General features: G+C 72.5%; 16 protein-coding genes. 8 read left to right on the top strand and 8 right to left on the bottom strand.

The features are described 5' to 3' along the window. Positions 1 to 3 precede the first annotated feature (3 nt). The 3 genes from purD to QRT05_RS00140 all read right to left on the bottom strand — a co-directional run bounded on the left by purD (position 4) and on the right by QRT05_RS00140 (position 3592). Positions 4 to 1281 (bottom strand): phosphoribosylamine--glycine ligase, encoded by a 1278-nt coding sequence (purD, locus tag QRT05_RS00130; RefSeq protein ID WP_289444105.1) that lies wholly within the window; start codon positions 1279 to 1281, stop codon positions 4 to 6. A 425-nt stretch (positions 1282 to 1706) separates the two neighbouring features. After that, a complete protein-coding gene (locus QRT05_RS00135) occupies positions 1707 to 2993 on the bottom strand; it encodes an adenylosuccinate synthase (protein WP_289444106.1) in 1287 nt (428 codons plus the stop codon). A gap of 170 nt (positions 2994 to 3163) precedes the next feature. Beyond that, positions 3164 to 3592, bottom strand: coding sequence for a DUF3151 domain-containing protein (locus QRT05_RS00140; RefSeq protein ID WP_289444107.1), 429 nt, complete (start codon positions 3590 to 3592; stop codon positions 3164 to 3166). 120 nt (positions 3593 to 3712) lie between these two features. Here QRT05_RS00140 and QRT05_RS00145 point away from each other — a divergent pair, with 120 nt between their 5' ends. Further along, on the top strand, positions 3713 to 4081 hold the full coding sequence (locus QRT05_RS00145; protein ID WP_289444108.1) for an STAS domain-containing protein: 369 nt from the start codon (positions 3713 to 3715) through the stop codon (positions 4079 to 4081). A 22-nt stretch (positions 4082 to 4103) separates the two neighbouring features. Here QRT05_RS00145 and QRT05_RS00150 read toward each other — a convergent pair whose 3' ends face one another. Then, positions 4104 to 6224, bottom strand: coding sequence for an ATP-binding SpoIIE family protein phosphatase (locus QRT05_RS00150; protein WP_289444109.1), 2121 nt, complete (start codon positions 6222 to 6224; stop codon positions 4104 to 4106). 148 nt (positions 6225 to 6372) lie between these two features. On the opposite strand from QRT05_RS00150, the gene QRT05_RS00155 reads away from it, so the two are divergent. Further along, positions 6373 to 6798 (top strand): STAS domain-containing protein, encoded by a 426-nt coding sequence (locus QRT05_RS00155; protein ID WP_289444110.1) that lies wholly within the window; start codon positions 6373 to 6375, stop codon positions 6796 to 6798. Positions 6799 to 6907: 109 nt separating this feature from the next. Here QRT05_RS00155 and fbaA read toward each other — a convergent pair whose 3' ends face one another. Then, positions 6908 to 7927 carry a class II fructose-bisphosphate aldolase gene (fbaA, locus tag QRT05_RS00160; RefSeq protein WP_289444111.1) on the bottom strand — a complete coding sequence of 340 codons (1020 nt, stop codon included), beginning with the start codon at positions 7925 to 7927 and terminating at the stop codon, positions 6908 to 6910. A gap of 97 nt (positions 7928 to 8024) precedes the next feature. Then, entirely contained in the window at positions 8025 to 8657 is a 633-nt protein-coding gene (locus QRT05_RS00165) for a TrmH family RNA methyltransferase (protein WP_289444112.1), read from the bottom strand. Positions 8658 to 8732: 75 nt separating this feature from the next. On the opposite strand from QRT05_RS00165, the gene QRT05_RS00170 reads away from it, so the two are divergent. The 6 genes from QRT05_RS00170 to QRT05_RS00195 are packed head-to-tail and all read left to right on the top strand — an operon-like array spanning position 8733 to position 14234. After that, on the top strand, positions 8733 to 9479 hold the full coding sequence (locus tag QRT05_RS00170) for a VTT domain-containing protein (RefSeq protein WP_289444113.1): 747 nt from the start codon (positions 8733 to 8735) through the stop codon (positions 9477 to 9479). Beyond that, complete coding sequence (locus QRT05_RS00175) at positions 9476 to 10249, top strand: HAD-IIA family hydrolase (protein ID WP_289444115.1); 774 nt, start codon at positions 9476 to 9478, stop codon at positions 10247 to 10249. Before QRT05_RS00170 ends, QRT05_RS00175 begins: the two co-directional genes overlap by 4 nt. Positions 10250 to 10290: 41 nt before the next feature. Continuing rightward, entirely contained in the window at positions 10291 to 11361 is a 1071-nt protein-coding gene (locus tag QRT05_RS00180) for an ABC transporter substrate-binding protein (protein WP_289444116.1), read from the top strand. A 4-nt stretch (positions 11362 to 11365) separates the two neighbouring features. After that, a complete protein-coding gene (locus QRT05_RS00185; protein ID WP_289444118.1) occupies positions 11366 to 12415 on the top strand; it encodes a FecCD family ABC transporter permease in 1050 nt (349 codons plus the stop codon). Then, positions 12412 to 13449 (top strand): FecCD family ABC transporter permease, encoded by a 1038-nt coding sequence (locus QRT05_RS00190; protein WP_289444119.1) that lies wholly within the window; start codon positions 12412 to 12414, stop codon positions 13447 to 13449. Before QRT05_RS00185 ends, QRT05_RS00190 begins: the two co-directional genes overlap by 4 nt. After that, the gene (locus tag QRT05_RS00195) at positions 13446 to 14234 is read left to right on the top strand and encodes an ABC transporter ATP-binding protein (protein ID WP_289444120.1); all 789 of its coding nucleotides are present in this window, start codon (positions 13446 to 13448) and stop codon (positions 14232 to 14234) included. The genes QRT05_RS00190 and QRT05_RS00195 overlap by 4 nt, the downstream gene beginning before the upstream one ends. Here the strand turns inward: QRT05_RS00195 and QRT05_RS00200 are convergent. Together QRT05_RS00200 and QRT05_RS00205 are read right to left on the bottom strand one after the other, a co-directional pair. Beyond that, positions 14224 to 14790, bottom strand: coding sequence for a LemA family protein (locus tag QRT05_RS00200; RefSeq protein ID WP_289444121.1), 567 nt, complete (start codon positions 14788 to 14790; stop codon positions 14224 to 14226). The genes QRT05_RS00195 and QRT05_RS00200 overlap by 11 nt on opposite strands. Before the next feature lie 36 nt (positions 14791 to 14826). After that, the gene (locus QRT05_RS00205; protein ID WP_289444122.1) at positions 14827 to 15510 is read right to left on the bottom strand and encodes a DUF3137 domain-containing protein; all 684 of its coding nucleotides are present in this window, start codon (positions 15508 to 15510) and stop codon (positions 14827 to 14829) included. Positions 15511 to 15514 lie beyond the last annotated feature (4 nt).

Genomic DNA, 15514 nt, shown 5'->3' on the forward strand with positions numbered 1-15514 from the left:
GCGTCAGTCCCGGTCCGCTCGTGAGCCCTGGGAGGCCGCGAGCGCGATGTCCGAGCGGTGGTGCGCGCCCTTGAGACGGATGAGGTCCACGCCCGCGTAGGCCGCGGTGCGCGCCGCGGTCAGGTCCGCACCGACCCCGACGACGGACAGCACGCGGCCGCCCGCGGAGTGCAGGATGCCGTCCGAGGCGGACGTGCCGGCGTGCAGCACGTGCACGTCGTCGAGCGCGTCCGCCTGCGTGACGCCCGTGATCGCGTCGCCCGAGCGCGGCGCGGCGGGATAGCCCTCTGCCGCCACGACCACCGTGACCGCCGCGTCGTCGCGCCACTCCAGGGGCGGCAGGTCACCCAGACCCCCCGTCGCCGACGCGAGCAGCACGCCGGCCAGCGGCGTCGCGAGCCGCGCGAGGACCACCTGCGTCTCCGGGTCGCCGAAGCGCGCGTTGAACTCGACGACCTTCGGCCCCTTCGACGTCAGCGCGAGCCCGACGTACAGCACGCCCGCGAACGGTGTCCCGCGGCGGGCCATCTCGGCGATCGTCGGCCGGGCCACGCGCTCGACCACCTCGTCGACCAGCCCCTCGGGTGCCCACGGCAGCGGCGAGTACGCCCCCATGCCCCCCGTGTTGGGTCCCTCGTCGCCGTCGTGCGCGCGCTTGAAGTCCTGCGCGGGCACGAGCGGGACGACGTCGGTGCCGTCGGACAGCACGAAGAGCGAGACCTCGGGCCCGTCCAGGTACTCCTCGATCACGATGCGTCCGCCCGGCTTCTGCAGGCACGCGTGTGCGTGGGCGAGCGCCTCCGCGCGGTCGTCGGTGACCACCACGCCCTTGCCGGCGGCCAGCCCGTCGTCCTTGACGACGTAGGGAGCGCCCAGCTCGTCGAACGCGGCGGCGGCCTGCTCGAGGTCCTCCGCCACGCGCGGCGCCGCCGTCGGCACGCCCGCTGCCGCCATGACCTCCTTGGCGAAGGCCTTCGACCCCTCGAGCCGAGCACCCTCGGCCGACGGGCCGAACACGGGGATCCCCGCCTCGCGCACGTGGTCCGCCACGCCGGCCACCAGCGGCGCCTCGGGGCCGACGACCACCAGATCGACGCCGAGCCGCGTGGCGAGCTCGGCGACTGCGAAACCGTCCAGCGGGTTCACGGTGTGCAGCGTCGCCAGCGTCCCGATCCCCGGGTTGCCCGGCGCCGCGTGCAGCTCGGTGACGGCCGGGTCCAGGGACAGCGCACGGACGATCGCGTGCTCGCGGGCACCGGTTCCGACGACGAGGATCTTCACGGTCGCCGAGCCTACCGACGTGCGGACCGCGCCCGCGGCCGCGTCTCACACCACCCGCCGCGCGCTGCCACCCGTGCGTGCCTGCCCGCGCCGGGCCTGCCCCCCGCGCGGGGCTGCCACCTGCGCCGGCGCCACCGACGCCGGCGCCACCGACCTGCCGGTCCGCATCACTTCGCCGACTCCGCACCGATACGCCGATTCGGATCGGCGAAGCGATGCGCAATCGGCGAAGCGACGAGCGTGGCGCGACCAGCAGCGCGGCGCGACCAGCAGCGCGGCGCGACCAGCAGCGCGGCGCGAGCAGCAGCGCGGCGCGACGAGCGCAGCCGGCACCCACCCCCAACGGCGCAGCAGCGTGGCGCGCGCGGGCGGCTGCCGTCGCCCAGCACGTGGCCGGCCAGGCGGAACAAGGCGGGCGCGGCGGCTCAGCCCAGGAGGTCGTGGCGGACGATGGTCGCCTCGCGGCCCGGGCCCACGCCGATGGCGCTGATCCGCGTGCCGCTGATCTCCTCGAGGTGCAGCAGGTAGCGCTGGGCGTTCGCGGGCAGGTCGTCGAACTCGCGCGCGCCGCTGATGTCCTCCGACCAGCCGTCGAGGTACTCGTAGACCGGCGTGGCGTGGTGGAAGTCGGTCTGGTCGAACGGCATCTCGTCGAACCGCTTGCCGTCCACCTCGTACGCGACGCAGACGGGGATGCGGTCGCGGCCCGTGAGCACGTCGAGCTTGGTCAGCACGATGTCCGTCATGCCGTTGACGCGCGAGGCGTACCGCGAGACCACCGAGTCGTACCAGCCCGTGCGGCGGGGGCGCCCGGTGGTGGTGCCGAACTCGCCGCCCGTCTGGCGCAGCCACTCGCCGTCGTCGTCGAGCAGCTCGGTCGGGAACGGGCCCTCGCCCACGCGGGTGGTGTAGGCCTTGGCGACACCGACGACGCGGTCGATCCGCGTCGGCCCGACGCCCGAGCCCGTGCACGCGCCACCGGCGGTTGCGGACGACGAGGTGACGAACGGGTAGGTGCCGTGGTCGACGTCCAGCATGGTGGCCTGACCGGCCTCGAACACGAGCGTCTTGCCCTCGTCGAGCGCGCGGTTGAGGACCAGCGGCGTGTCCGCCACGAACGGCTTGAGCCGGTCGGCGTGCCGCAGCAGGTCCTCCACCGTCTCCTCGACGGTGATGGCGCGGCGGTTGTACACCTTGACCAGCAGGTGGTTCTTCTGGTCGAGGGCGCCCTCGACCTTCTCGAGCAGGATCTTCTCGTCGAACAGGTCCTGGATGCGGATGCCGACGCGGTTGATCTTGTCCGAGTACGCGGGGCCGATGCCGCGGCCCGTGGTGCCGATGCGGCGCTTGCCGAGGAAGCGCTCGGTCACCTTGTCCAGCGTGCGGTTGTAGGGCGCGATGACGTGCGCGGCCGACGAGACGAGCAGGCGAGACGTGTCCACGCCGCGGGCCTCGAGCGCGTCGATCTCCTCGAACAGCACCTCGATGTCGATGACCACGCCGTTGCCGATCACCGGGACGACGCCGGGCGACAGGATCCCCGAGGGCAGCAGGTGCAGCGCGTACTTCTCGCCGCCCACGACCACGGTGTGGCCCGCGTTGTTGCCGCCGTTGAACTTCACGACGTACTCGATGCGCGACCCGAGCTGGTCGGTCGCCTTGCCCTTGCCCTCGTCGCCCCACTGGACGCCGAGCACCACGACGGCGGGCATCTGATCACCACTCCCACGGCTGCCTGCGGTTCAGTTCCCGGAGTCGGGAACCCGGCACGGGCGGCAGTGACCCTGTACCCGCAGAGGCTACCCGATGGTCAAGGAACGGTCATGGCGCCGTCCGCAGCCACCTGCGCGCAGCGCACGGCAGCGGACGGCTCAGCGGCAGCTCACCGGAGCCCGGCGACCTCGTCCGCCGACGTCGCCGAGTCGACGAGGAACGTCTGGCACCGGTCGGCCTCGTCCTGCTCGCCGATCGCGTCGGCCGCCTCGGCGAGCGCGAGCAACGCGCGCAGGAAGCCCTGGTTGGGCTGGTGCGCGGCGGGGACGGGACCGCGGCCGCGCCAGCCGGCCCGGCGCAGCGCGTCGAGCCCGCGGTGGTAGCCCGTGCGGGCGTAGGCGTAGGCGGCGACCGGGTCGCCCGTGTCGCCGAGCGCGTGCTCGGCCAGCAGCGCCCACGGCAGCGAGGCGGCGGGCGCGACCGCGGCCACCTCTTGCAGCGTCAGCCCCTGCGCCAGGGCGGCGCGCGCTTCCGCGTCCGGCCCCTCGGCGGGGAGCAGGGTGGGCGCGGGTCCGTCGAGCAGGTTCTCGTGGCTCATGCCGCCAGTCTGGCGCATCCTCGCCGCGGCGCGGTCCTGCGTGAGACGGGCGCCAGGATGCACTCGTGCGTCCGGCAACCTATGGTCGTTCCGCCCCATCACTCGACACAGCGGGTACCGATGATCGAGATCTCCACCTCGCCGACGACCACGACGCTCGTCATCGCCGGCGATCTCGACCTGGCCGAGCGCGACCAGTTCCCTGAGATCGCCGCGCGGGTGGTCGGTCTGCGACGGCAGCTCGTCGTGATCGACATGTGTCGTGTGACGTTCATGGACTCGACGGGCGCGGCGTTCCTCATCTCGCTCGCCGACGCGGGCCGCAAGCGTGGAGGGGCCACCGTCCTGCGCGGTGCGGACCCGCGGGACCTGTTCGTGATCGAGGTGTGCGGAGCGATGGACCTGTTCCGCATCGACCCGGACCACCGGTGCGAGGATCTCGACGAGGCCTCGGTCACCACCAACCCCACGCCGACGCAGGAGCCCTAGGCGGGGTTCCGCGAGCGAACGCTCAGCTCCCCGGCGGGCGGCGGACCGCCGCAGGTGGCAGGTCGCCTGGGCGCACCTTGGCCCACACCAGCTTGCCGCGCGCCGAGGGCCGCCAGCCCCAGTCGGCCAGCCGCTCGACGATCTTGATGCCGAACCCGCCCACGCGGCCCGGGTGGCCGTCCGTGGCGATGGGAGGCGCGGGGTTGCCGTCCTCGACCTCGATCCGCAGCCCGTCGCCCGTGTCGTACAGCTGCAGGGACACGTGCCCGAAGCCGTGCAGCACCGCGTTCGCCACGAGCTCGGAGACCACCAGCTCGGCGTTCGCGGCGTTCGGCATGTCCCACGCGTGGCACGTGCGCACGACGGCGTGCCGCGCACGGCCGATGGACGTGGGCTCGCTGGGCAGCGACCAGCGGCGGCGGCGCGGGCTCCGGCCACGCTCCAGGTGGTCGCGCGGGTCGGGCACGCGCACCACGACGACGGCGACGTCGTCCTCGGGGTGGTCGGCCAGCCGGGACAGGATCTCCTCGCCGATGCCGGCCGAGTCCCGGGCCGTGACGCCGCCGACGACCTCGGTGAGCGCGTCGATGCCGTCGCGCAGGCCCCGGTCACGACGCTCGATGAGCCCGTCGGTGTAGTAGACGAGCACGTCACCGGGCTCGAGGGCCAGCGACTCCGTGCTCCGCCCGCCGCCGCCGAACCCGATGAGGGGTCCGCCGCCTCGCATCAGCTCGGTCACCTCGCGGTCGCGCACGTGCAGCAGCGGCAGGTGCCCGGCGCGCGAGTACTCGAGGCGCCACGCGCCCTCGGCTCGGGTCAGCGTCGAGAGCACGAGGCCGGCGGAACGCGGGATGCGCATGCCGGCCACCAGCTGGTCGACGCGCTCGAGCACCGGTCCTGGCGTGGTGATGTCGTAGGCGTAGGACCGCACCACGGAGCGCAGCTGCCCCATCGCCGCGGCCGCCTCCACGTCGTGCCCCACCACGTCGCCGATCACCACGCCCACCACGTCGGGCGAGATCTGCAGCACGTCGTACCAGTCGCCGCCCACCTGGACGTTCTCGGAGTTGGGCGCGTAGTAGGTCCAGACGTCGAGACCCTCGACGTCCGCCTGCTGCGGCAGCATGGCCCGCTGCAGCGTCTCGGCCAGCCGGTGCTCGCGGTCGTAGAGGCGGGCGTTGTCGATCACGAGGCCCACGCGCCGGGCGGTCAGCTCCAGCACCGTGCGCGCCGACTGGTCCAGGCCGTCGAGGCCGCTGCCGGTGCGCGGCAGGACGACGAGCAGCCCCAGCACGCGCCGCCGGCCCGACACGGGGAACACGGCCGCCCGCGCGGACGCCGCCGTGAGGTTCGGCACCGCGTGCGCGGTCACGTGGTCGGCCAGCCAGGACGAGGCGCTCCCGCGCGGGAACCACCCGTCGAGCGGCAGGTCGACCGGCCGCTCCTTCGCCCCGTCGAGCAGCAGCTGCACCGCATCGGGTCCTGGTGTGCGGTCGCCGCCCTCGTCGACCTGGCGCGCGGCGACGCCGTGCTTGCGGCCCTTGCCCGAGGGAGGGCGGTTGGCGTCGACGCCGTCCGCCTGGCGCAGTCCCCCGTCGTTCACGTAGAACGCGGCCCAGCCCACCAGGGCGTGCCGCAGCAGCGACGCGATCTCGTGCAGCGGGGTGGTCCGGTCGTCGACGTCCATGAGCAGGTCCGACACCTGCGCGACGAGCCCCAGGCTGCGTCGCTCGCGCCGCTCCGCCTCGACCAGGGCCGCCTGCTCCGCGTCGTGCGACAGCTGGTCGGTGAGGTCCTGCAGCGCGGCGACCCAGTGCTCGACCGTGCCGTCGGCGGCCAGGAGGGGGGAGAGCTGGATGCGGCACGTGTAGACGGAGCCGTCGGCGCGGCGCAGCGACAGCGTCGAGGCCACGTCGCGGCGGGCCCGGACCGCCTCGCGGACGGCCAGCAACGCATCGGGGTTACGCGCACCGGGTGGGATCGGGTCGCGCTGGTGCTGCCGGGCGCCTGCCGCGTCGTACCCTGTGGTCACCTCGAACGCTCGGTTGACCCAGACCACCGGCAGATGAGGGTCGGCTCCATCCAGCACGGCGATCGGCACCGCGATGTCCAGCAGTGCGCGTTCGAGTACAGCAGGACCCACGACAGACCGTTCCGGTACGTCAGACGAGACGTCGGTGACACGTCCACTCTCCGGGGAGTTGACCACCACCACCTCCGATCGTCTAGCGTTCCGAACGGGCGAGCACCTCGAGCATGCGGGTGCCGCCGCCCCACCCGGAAGGAGCACCGTGCGCGACGGTAACAGCACGACCCCCCAGGAGCCCGCCGACGGCGCACAACCCGCGCAGGCTAGCGGACCCGGGGAACCGGGGGCCGTCCAGGTCATCGTCGGTGAGGACAGCACCCGCATCGTGCTCTCGGGCGAGGTCGACGCCGACCTGGCCTCGGAGCTGCAGGAGGCGACCGCCGAGGCCGAGCACCTGGGCCTTCCCATCGAGGTCGACGCGCACCACGTGACGTTCATGGACTCCTCGGGCGTGGCGTTCCTCGCCCGCCTGTCCATCCGGTCGCAGCATCGCGTCAAGCTGCTCCGCGTGCCGCCCACGGTCCGGTTCCTGCTCGAGGTCACGCGCATCGGCGAGCTGCTCGACGTCGTGGAGGACGACGACGCGCGGACGTTCCAGCCCGTCGGCGACCAGACCACCACGGACTGACGGCGACGGCGCGGTCCGGGCCGCCCGACGCGGACGGACCGACCACGACGACGACGAAGCCCCCGCCTGCCCAGAGGGCCGGCGGGGGCTTCGTCGTGCGGGGCTCAGATCAGATCTTCTGCCCGGCCGAACGCAGCTGCTGCGACGCCTCGACCAGACGCTGGGCCAGCCCGGCCTCGGCCAGCTTGCCCCAGGCGCGCGGGTCGTAGGCCTTCTTGTTGCCGACCTCGCCGTCCACCTTCAGCACGCCGTCGTAGTTGCGGAAGAAGTGGTCCGCGACCGGGCGGCTGAACGCGTACTGCGTGTCCGTGTCGATGTTCATCTTGATGACGCCGTTGTCGACCGCCTCGGCGATCTCGGCCTCGGTCGAGCCCGAGCCACCGTGGAACACCAGGTCGAACGGGTTCTCCTTGCCGATCGCGTCGCCGACGGCCTTCTGGATGTCCGCGAGGATCGACGGGCGCAGCTTGACGGCACCCGGCTTGTAGACGCCGTGCACGTTGCCGAACGTCAGGGCCGTCAGGTAGCGGCCACGCTCGCCCGCACCGAGGGCCCTGACCGTGGCGAGGCCGTCCTCGACGGTCGTGTACAGCTTGTCGTTGATCTCGGCCGTGTGGCCGTCCTCCTCGCCGCCGACGACGCCCACCTCGATCTCGAGGATGGTGCGTGCGGCCACCGAGAGCTCGAGCAGCTCCTCGGCGATGACGAGGTTCTCGTCGAGCGGCACGGACGAGCCGTCCCACATGTGCGACTGGAACGTGGGGAGCTTGCCGGCCTTGACCTGCTCGATCTCGAGGGCGAGCAGCGGGCGCACCCAGGAGTCGAGGTTCTGCTTGGCGCAGTGGTCGGTGTGCAGCGCGACCGTGATCGGGTAGCCCTTGGCGACCTCGGCGGCGTAGGCCGCGAGCGCGAGCGAACCCGCGACGCGGTCCTTGATCGTGGAGCCGGAGGCGTACTCGGCGCCACCGACGGAGACCTGGATGATGCCGTCGGACTCGGCCTCGGCGAAGCCCTGCAGCGCTGCGGTCAGCGTCTGGGACGAGGTGACGTTCACGGCCGGGTAGGCGAACTTGCCCGCCTTCGCCCGATCGATCATCTCTGCGTACACCTCGGGGGTGGCGATGGCCATCTGCTCACATCTCCTGCGGCTAGTGGGGAGGTATCGCCCCCGAGTTTGCCACCTCCCGGGGGTGGCGCGTCCGGGACGTCCTTCCCATGGACGGGGCTCAGGCGTGCTGTGCGACCCACGCGTGCATGGCGATGGCCGCCGCCGCGCCGGCGTTGATCGAGCGGGTCGATCCGAACTGCGCGATGTGCAGCACGTCGACCGCCGCGGCACGCGCCTGCTCCGAGAGTCCCACGGACTCCTGCCCGAACACGAGAACGCAGGCGCGCGGGAGGGCGTACCCCTCCAGGGCGACCGAGCCGGGCAGGTTGTCGACGCCGAGCACCGGCAACCCCTCCGCCTGCGCCCAGGCCACGAGGTCGGCGACCGTGGGGTGGTGGCGCACGTGCTGGTAGCGGTCGGTGACCATCGCGCCGCGCCGGTTCCAGCGACGGTTGCCGACGATGTGCACCTCGGCCGCCAGGAAGGCGTTGGCCGTGCGCACCACGGAGCCGATGTTCAGGTCGTGCTGCCAGTTCTCGATGGCCACGTGGAACGGGTGGCGGCGCGTGTCGAGGTCCGCGACGACGGCCTCGAGCGTCCAGTAGCGGTAGCGGTCCACCACGTTGCGGCGGTCGCCGTGCTCGAGCAGCTCCGGGTCGTAGCGCTCGTCGAGCGTGCCGTCCTGGTGACGCGGCCAGGCGGCCGGACCGCCCGGCCACGGGCCGACGCCCACACGCTCGTCCTCGTCCACGGCCCGCACGCTATCTTCCCCGGCTCCTCACACGGGAGCCGAGGTGGCGCCCACCCCGCCCCGTAGGGTGGTCGCATGCTGACGACGAGTGCCCTTGCGGGTGCGATGCCCGCCCTGGGCCCTGACTTCCTGGACCCTCAGCACCTCATCGACAGCTTCGGCGCGTGGGCGCTGGTCGGCATCATGGCCGTGATCTTCATCGAGGTCGGCCTGCTGTTCCCGATCCTGCCCGGCGACTCGCTGCTGTTCACCGCGGGGGCCCTGCTCGCGCAGAAGTCGCTCGACATCCCGGTGAACATCGCCGAGCTGTGCGTGCTCATGATCCTCACCGCCTTCGCCGGGACGCAGTGCGGCTACCTCATCGGTCGCAAGGCCGGCCCCAAGGTGTTCAGCCGGCCCGACTCCCGGTTCTTCAAGCAGAAGTACATCGACGACACCTACGCCTACTTCGACCGCTACGGCGGCCGCACGCTCGTCGTCGCGCAGTTCGTGCCCTTCGTGCGCACGTACGCGTCGGTCGCGGCGGGCGTGGGCAAGATGCCCTACCGGCAGTTCGTGAAGTTCAACGCGGTCGGCGTCGTGCTCTGGGCGGGTGGCGTCACGCTGCTCGGCTACGCGCTGGGCACCATCACCTTCATCGCCGACAACATCGAGATGCTGCTCGTGGTCGTGGTGCTGCTGTCGGTCATCCCGATCGCCTTCGAGGTGCTGCGCGAGCGCCGCAAGGGCCGGCGCGGCCTGCTCGACGAGAACGGCCGGGACACGCGCTACGACGAGCCCGCCGAGCGGGCCGAGGTCGAGAGGAAGGCGTTCGACGCATGACCCGCGAGATCCGCTCCTGGCTGTCCGACATGGACGGCGTCCTGGTGCACGAGGGCGTGGCGCTGCCCGGCGCGGCCGACTTCGTGCGGGCGCTGCGCGACGCCGAGCGCCCGTTCCTGGTGCTGACCAACAACTCGATCTTCACGCCGCGGGACCTGCGGGCCCGGCTGGCCGCGTCGGGCATCGACCTGCCCGAGGACGCGATCTGGACGTCCGCGCTGGCGACCGCGCAGTTCCTCACCGACCAGATGCCCAACGGCTCGGCGTACGTGATCGGCGAGGCCGGCCTGACGACTGCGCTCTACGAGGCCGGCTACACGCTCACGGCCGCCCAGCCCGACTTCGTCGTCCTCGGCGAGACGCGCACCTACTCCTTCGAGGCGATCACGCAGGCCGTACGCCTCATCCAGGGCGGCGCGCGGTTCATCGCGACCAACCCCGACGTCACCGGTCCCTCCGCCGACGGCGACCTGCCCGCGACGGGTGCCGTCGCGGCGATGATCCGCGCCGCCACCGGGCGGGACCCCTACTTCGTCGGCAAGCCCAACCCGATGATGATCCGCTCGGCACTCAACCGGATCGACGCGCACTCGGAGACCACCGCCATGGTGGGCGACCGGATGGACACCGACGTCGTCGCCGGCATCGAGGCGGGGCTGCGCACCTTCCTGGTGCTGTCCGGGTCCACCCGCGCACAGGACGTCGAGCGGTATCCGTTCCGGCCCAGCGAGGTGCTCGACTCGGTGGCTGATCTCGTCGAGCGTGTGTGACCGAAGCCATTTGGACTGTTAGGTAACCCTGCCCTAACCTCATGGAGTTCCCGAAGCTCGACGTGAGGACCCCCGTGTCACACCCCCGCAAGCTGCGCACCCTGCTGGCCACCGTCCTCGCGGTCACCGCGCTGGCACTGGCCGGCTGCTCCTCGTCCGCCGACGACGACACCCCCGCGAGCACGCCCTCGGCCAGCGCCGACTCCGCGTTCCCCGTGACGCTGACCGACAAGCTCGGCTCGGCGACCATCACCAAGAAGCCCGAGCGCATCGTCACGATCGGGTGGGCGTCGCAGGACGTCGTCGCCGCGCTGGGCACCGCGCCGGTCGGGTCGACCGACTTCACGTGGGGCACCGTCGACAAGTACCTGCCGTGGTTCGCCGACCGGGTGAAGGAGATCGGCGGCGAACTGCCCGAGATCGTCACGTATGCCGAGAACGACGAGGTCGACGCCGAGCAGGTCCTGGCCCTCGACCCCGACCTGATCCTCGCCGTGCACTCCGGGATCACCGAGAACGAGTACGCGAAGCTCTCCGAGATCGCGCCCACGATCGCCTACAAGGACGCACCGTGGACGTCGGACTGGAAGGAGCTGACCACCACGATCGGCGCGGCCATGGGCCAGTCGGCCGAGGCGGCGAAGCTGGTCGCCGACACCGAGAAGCAGATCGCCACGGCCGCCGCCGCGCACCCCGAGTTCAAGGGCGTGACGTTCACGTACGGCTGGACCCTGGCCGACGGCGCCACCGCGCTGGACCTGTACTTCCCGCAGGACCCCCGCGTGCAGCTCATGGAGCAGCTCGGCTTCGTCTCCTCCCCGCAGGTGGTCGCGCTCAGCAAGGAGGGCTCGGCGTTCTACGGCAGCGTCAGCCTCGAGAAGCTCGACACGGTCGAGTCGCAGTTCCACCTCGCGTGGGCCAACACGCCGGCCGACGTCGCCAAGACCGTGGACAACCCGCTGGTCAAGCAGTGGGCGCCCATCGCCAAGGGCTCCTACTACTTCATGGAGGACCAGGCGCAGGCCTGGGCGAGCTCGCAGCCGTCGGTGCTGAGCATCCCGTGGCAGCTGGACTCGTTGCTGCCCGAGCTCAGCTCGCACCTGCACCCGTGAGCAGGTGACCACCAACGCCGGCACCGATCGCGCCGCGGCCACCCGCGGGGTGGCCCGCGGCGCGTTCGTGCGTTCGCTGGGCCTGGTCGCGGCCGTCGCGGTGCTGGCGGCGGTCTGCGTGCTCAGCGTGATGATCGGCGCGAAGTCGATCCCCGCGGGCGACGTGCTGCGCGCGCTGCTCGGGGGCGAGGGCACGCACGACCACAGCGTGATCTGGGACCTGCGCATCCCCCGCACGCTCGTGGGAGTCGTGGCGGGTGCCGCCCTCGGCGTGTGCGGCGCACTCATCCAGGCGTACACCCGCAACCCGCTCGCCGACCCCGGGATCCTCGGCGTCAACGCCGGCGCGGGCATCGCCATCACGACGGCGGTGGCGTTCTTCGGCCTGACCTCGCCGGCGGGATACGTCTGGTTCGCGTTCGTGGGCGCCGCCGTGGTCACCGTGCTCGTGTACCTGGTCGGGTCAGCCGGGCCCGGGCAGGCGACGCCCGAGAAGCTCACCCTGGCGGGCGTGGCCCTCGCCGCCGTGCTCGGTGGGATCAGCCAGATGATCACGCTGCGGGACCCCAACCTGTTCGCCGGGATGCTCTCGTGGAGCGTGGGCAGCATCGGCGGGCGGTCGCTGTCGCTCCTCGGGTCGATCGCGCCGTTCATCGGCGTCGGGCTGCTCATCGCCCTGCTCGTCGCGAGGCCGCTCAACGCGCTCGCCCTCGGCGACGACCTGGGCCGCTCGCTCGGTGCGCGGACGGGCCCCACGCGCACCCTGACGATCGTCGCGGTGACGCTGCTCGCGGGCGGCGCCACCGCGCTCGCCGGCCCGATCGCGTTCGTCGGCCTCATGGTCCCGCACGCCGCCCGCTGGTTCACGGGACCGGACCAGCGCTGGATCATCCCCTACTCGGCGGTCGGCGCCGCCATCCTGCTGCTCGTCTCCGACATCATCGGCCGCGTCATCCTGCCGAGCGGCGAGCTGCGCGTGGGCCTCGTGACGGCGTTCGTGGGCGGGCCCGTGCTCATCGCGCTCGCGCGACGACGGACGGCGAGCGGGCTGTGAGCGTCGACCTCGGCCGCCCCGTCGCGGTCTGGCGCCCGCGACCCCGCACCTCGCTGCGCGTGGACCGCCGCGCCGTGGCCGTCGGCCTGGTGCTCCTGGCCATCGTGTGCGTGCTCGCGGTCGTCAGCCTGGCGTACGGCACGTACCAGCTCAGCCTCGGCGAGGTGGTGGGCGCCCTGACGGGGAACGGTGACCGGCGCGCGCACACGCTCGTGGTGGAGTGGAGGCTGCCGCGCCTGCTGTTCGCGATCGGGTGCGGCATCGCGCTGGCGCTCGCGGGCTCGATCTTCCAGTCGCTCACGCGCAACCCTCTCGGCAGCCCGGACGTGATCGGGCTCGATGCCGGCTCGTACGCCGGTGCCGTCATCGTCACGCTGGTCATCGGCAGCACCGCGTACACGGACATCGCGCTCGGGTCGCTCGTGGGCGGCCTGCTCACCGCGGCGCTCGTCTACGTGCTCGCCTACCGACGCGGCGCCCAGGGATTCCGTCTGATCATCGTGGGCATCGCGGTGGCCGCCATGCTGTCCTCGTTCAACGCCTACGTCATGATGCGCGAGGACCCGCAGACCGCCATGATCGTGGCCGCCTGGGGGGCGGGGTCCCTGGCGTCGCTCGGGTACTCGCAGCTGGTGCCGTTCTCGATCGCGCTCGTCGCCCTGCTCCCCCTCGCCGCGCTCCTGGCCCGTCCCCTGGCGCAGCTCGAGCTCGGTGACGACGCCGCCCGCTCGCAGGGCGTCCACGCCGAGCGGGTGCGCCTCGGGGCCACCATCCTGGGCGTGGCGTTCGCGTCGCTCGTCAGCGCGGCCGCCGGACCCATCGCCTTCGTCGCGCTCGTCGCGCCGCAGATCGCGCACCGGCTCGCGCGAACCGCGGGCCCCTCGCCCGTGGTCTCCGCCCTGACCGGCGCCGCCCTGCTCGTGAGCGCGGACGTCGTCGCGCAGCACCTGGCCGTCGCGACGGGCCTGGTCACCGTGACGCTCGGTGGCCTCTACTTCATCTGGCTGCTGATCCGGGAGTACCGACGCTCATGACTGCACACGCCCTCGAGGCCGCCGGCCTGACGCTCGCGTACGACAAGCGCGTCATCAGCACGGACCTGTCGGTGCACGTCCCGGCGGGGTCGTTCACCGCGATCATCGGTCCCAACGCGTGCGGCAAGTCGACGCTGCTGCGCGCGCTGTCCCGGTTGCTCGCCCCCCGAGCCGGCACGGTGCTCCTGGACGGGCGCGACATCGCCGAGCGCGGGGCCAAGGAGCTCGCCCGCGAGCTGGGGCTGCTCCCGCAGACGTCCTTGGCCCCCGACGGCATCCGCGTGGCCGACCTCGTGGCGCGCGGCAGGTTCCCGCACCAGCGCGTCTTCGACCGGTGGTCGCCCGACGACGAGGCCGCGGTGCTGCGGGCGATGTCCGCGACCGACGTGCTGGACCTGTCGGGCCGCCTCGTCGACGAGCTGTCCGGCGGGCAGCGCCAGCGGGTGTGGGTGGCCATGGCCCTCGCGCAGGAGACCGCCACGCTGCTGCTCGACGAGCCCACGACGTTCCTCGACATCGCGCACCAGATCGAGGTGCTCGAGCTGTTCCGTCGCATCAACCTCGAGGACGGCCGGACGCTGGTCGCGGTGCTGCACGACCTCAACCAGGCGGCGCGGTACGCGTCGCACATCATCGCGATGAAGGACGGCCGCGTGGTCGCCGCGGGAGCACCCACGGACGTGATCACGCCCGAGGTCGTCCAGGACGTGTTCTCGGTGCCGTGCCGGGTGATCGAAGACCCGGAGGCGCACACTCCCCTGGTGATCCCCCTCGTCAGAAGGTGACGGTCGGCGCCTGGCGGACGGCCGGGTCCTCCACCTCGAAGTACTCCGCACGCGCGAACCCGAACGCGCCTGCGAGCAGGTTGCTGGGGAACGACTCCACCCGGGTGTTCAGGTCGCGCACGTTGGCGTTGTAGAACCGGCGAGCCGCCGCGATGCGGTCCTCGGTCGTCGACAGCTCGAGCTGCAGCTGCTGGAAGTTCTCGCTCGCACGGAGCACGGGGTAGCCCTCGGCGACGGCGAACAGCCGCCCCAGCGCGTGCGTGAGCTCGTTCTCCTGCGCGGCCTGCTGCTCGGGCGACGCCCCCGCGCCGACGGCCGCGGAGCGTGCGCGCGCGACCTCCTCGAACACGGCCTTCTCGTGGCCCGCGTAGCCCTTGACGGTCTCCACGAGGTTCGGGATCAGCTCGTGGCGGCGCGTGAGCTCGACGTCGACCTGGCGCCACGACTCCTGCACGAGGTTCCGCACGCGGACCAGGCCGTTGTACTGCACGACCACGAGGATCGCGAGGACGACGAGGACGACGAGGACGATCAGGGCGGTGGTCCCGGGGGTCATGGGGGCTCCTAGGTGTGCACGGTGGCAGCGCGGACGTCAGTGTGCCGCGGCCGGATCGTACCCGTGGTCGAGCCAGACGTGGCGCGGGACGGCGTCGCGGACGGCGGCGAGCAGGGCCAGCGTCCCCGCGATGCGGTCCACCGCCGTCGCGCCGGGGTGCCACGACACGATGGTGCTGCCCTCGATCCGCCAGGCGGTCCCCCGCGTGCCGGGCTCGAGCAGACGCTCCATGAGGCGGGGGTGGATCACGGCGTGCACCACCTGCGGGTCGGTGCCCTCCACCCGGTAGGCGCGGTTGAACTCCTCGGACTCGAACTGCACGTCCTGCGCGCCCACCATCTTCGCGAGGCGCGCGCCGATCCCCTCGGGCGTGACCTCGACCGTCGACAGCGCCGCCGGCAGCGTCAGGGCCACCACGTGGTGGGTCGTGGTCGAGCGCTCGGTCTTGCCGTCGCTGCCGCGCCTGATCCGGGTGGAGCGGTAGGTGAACGACACGGCGTCCGCGCCCGCGTAGGTGCCGGTCATGACCTCGACGGCCTCGCGCTCGTCCCCGGTGCCGAACGGCTCGCCGGCCCAGCGGTAGGCGAGCGAGTCGTCACGACCCACGAACGACCACCCGCTGGCGCGTGCCCAGGCGGCGATGGCCTCCAGGCGCTTGCGCTGGGTGTACCAGGCGCCGGCAGCGACGAGCAGCGCGAGCGCGAGGACGAGCCAGACCACGGGC

The sequence above is a fragment of the Cellulomonas edaphi genome, assembly GCF_030362815.1.
Lineage (GTDB): Bacteria > Actinomycetota > Actinomycetes > Actinomycetales > Cellulomonadaceae > Cellulomonas > Cellulomonas edaphi.

Coding starts and splice junctions, on each gene's coding strand:
- QRT05_RS00135 (WP_289444106.1), bottom strand. CDS start 2,993: ATGCCCGCCGTCGTGGTGCTCGGCGTCCAGTGGGGCGACGAGGGCAAG.
- QRT05_RS00140 (WP_289444107.1), bottom strand. CDS start 3,592: ATGAGCCACGAGAACCTGCTCGACGGACCCGCGCCCACCCTGCTCCCC.
- QRT05_RS00145 (WP_289444108.1), top strand. CDS start 3,713: ATGATCGAGATCTCCACCTCGCCGACGACCACGACGCTCGTCATCGCC.
- fbaA (WP_289444111.1), bottom strand. CDS start 7,927: ATGGCCATCGCCACCCCCGAGGTGTACGCAGAGATGATCGATCGGGCG.
- QRT05_RS00170 (WP_289444113.1), top strand. CDS start 8,733: ATGCTGACGACGAGTGCCCTTGCGGGTGCGATGCCCGCCCTGGGCCCT.
- QRT05_RS00175 (WP_289444115.1), top strand. CDS start 9,476: ATGACCCGCGAGATCCGCTCCTGGCTGTCCGACATGGACGGCGTCCTG.
- QRT05_RS00180 (WP_289444116.1), top strand. CDS start 10,291: ATGGAGTTCCCGAAGCTCGACGTGAGGACCCCCGTGTCACACCCCCGC.
- QRT05_RS00195 (WP_289444120.1), top strand. CDS start 13,446: ATGACTGCACACGCCCTCGAGGCCGCCGGCCTGACGCTCGCGTACGAC.
- QRT05_RS00200 (WP_289444121.1), bottom strand. CDS start 14,790: ATGACCCCCGGGACCACCGCCCTGATCGTCCTCGTCGTCCTCGTCGTC.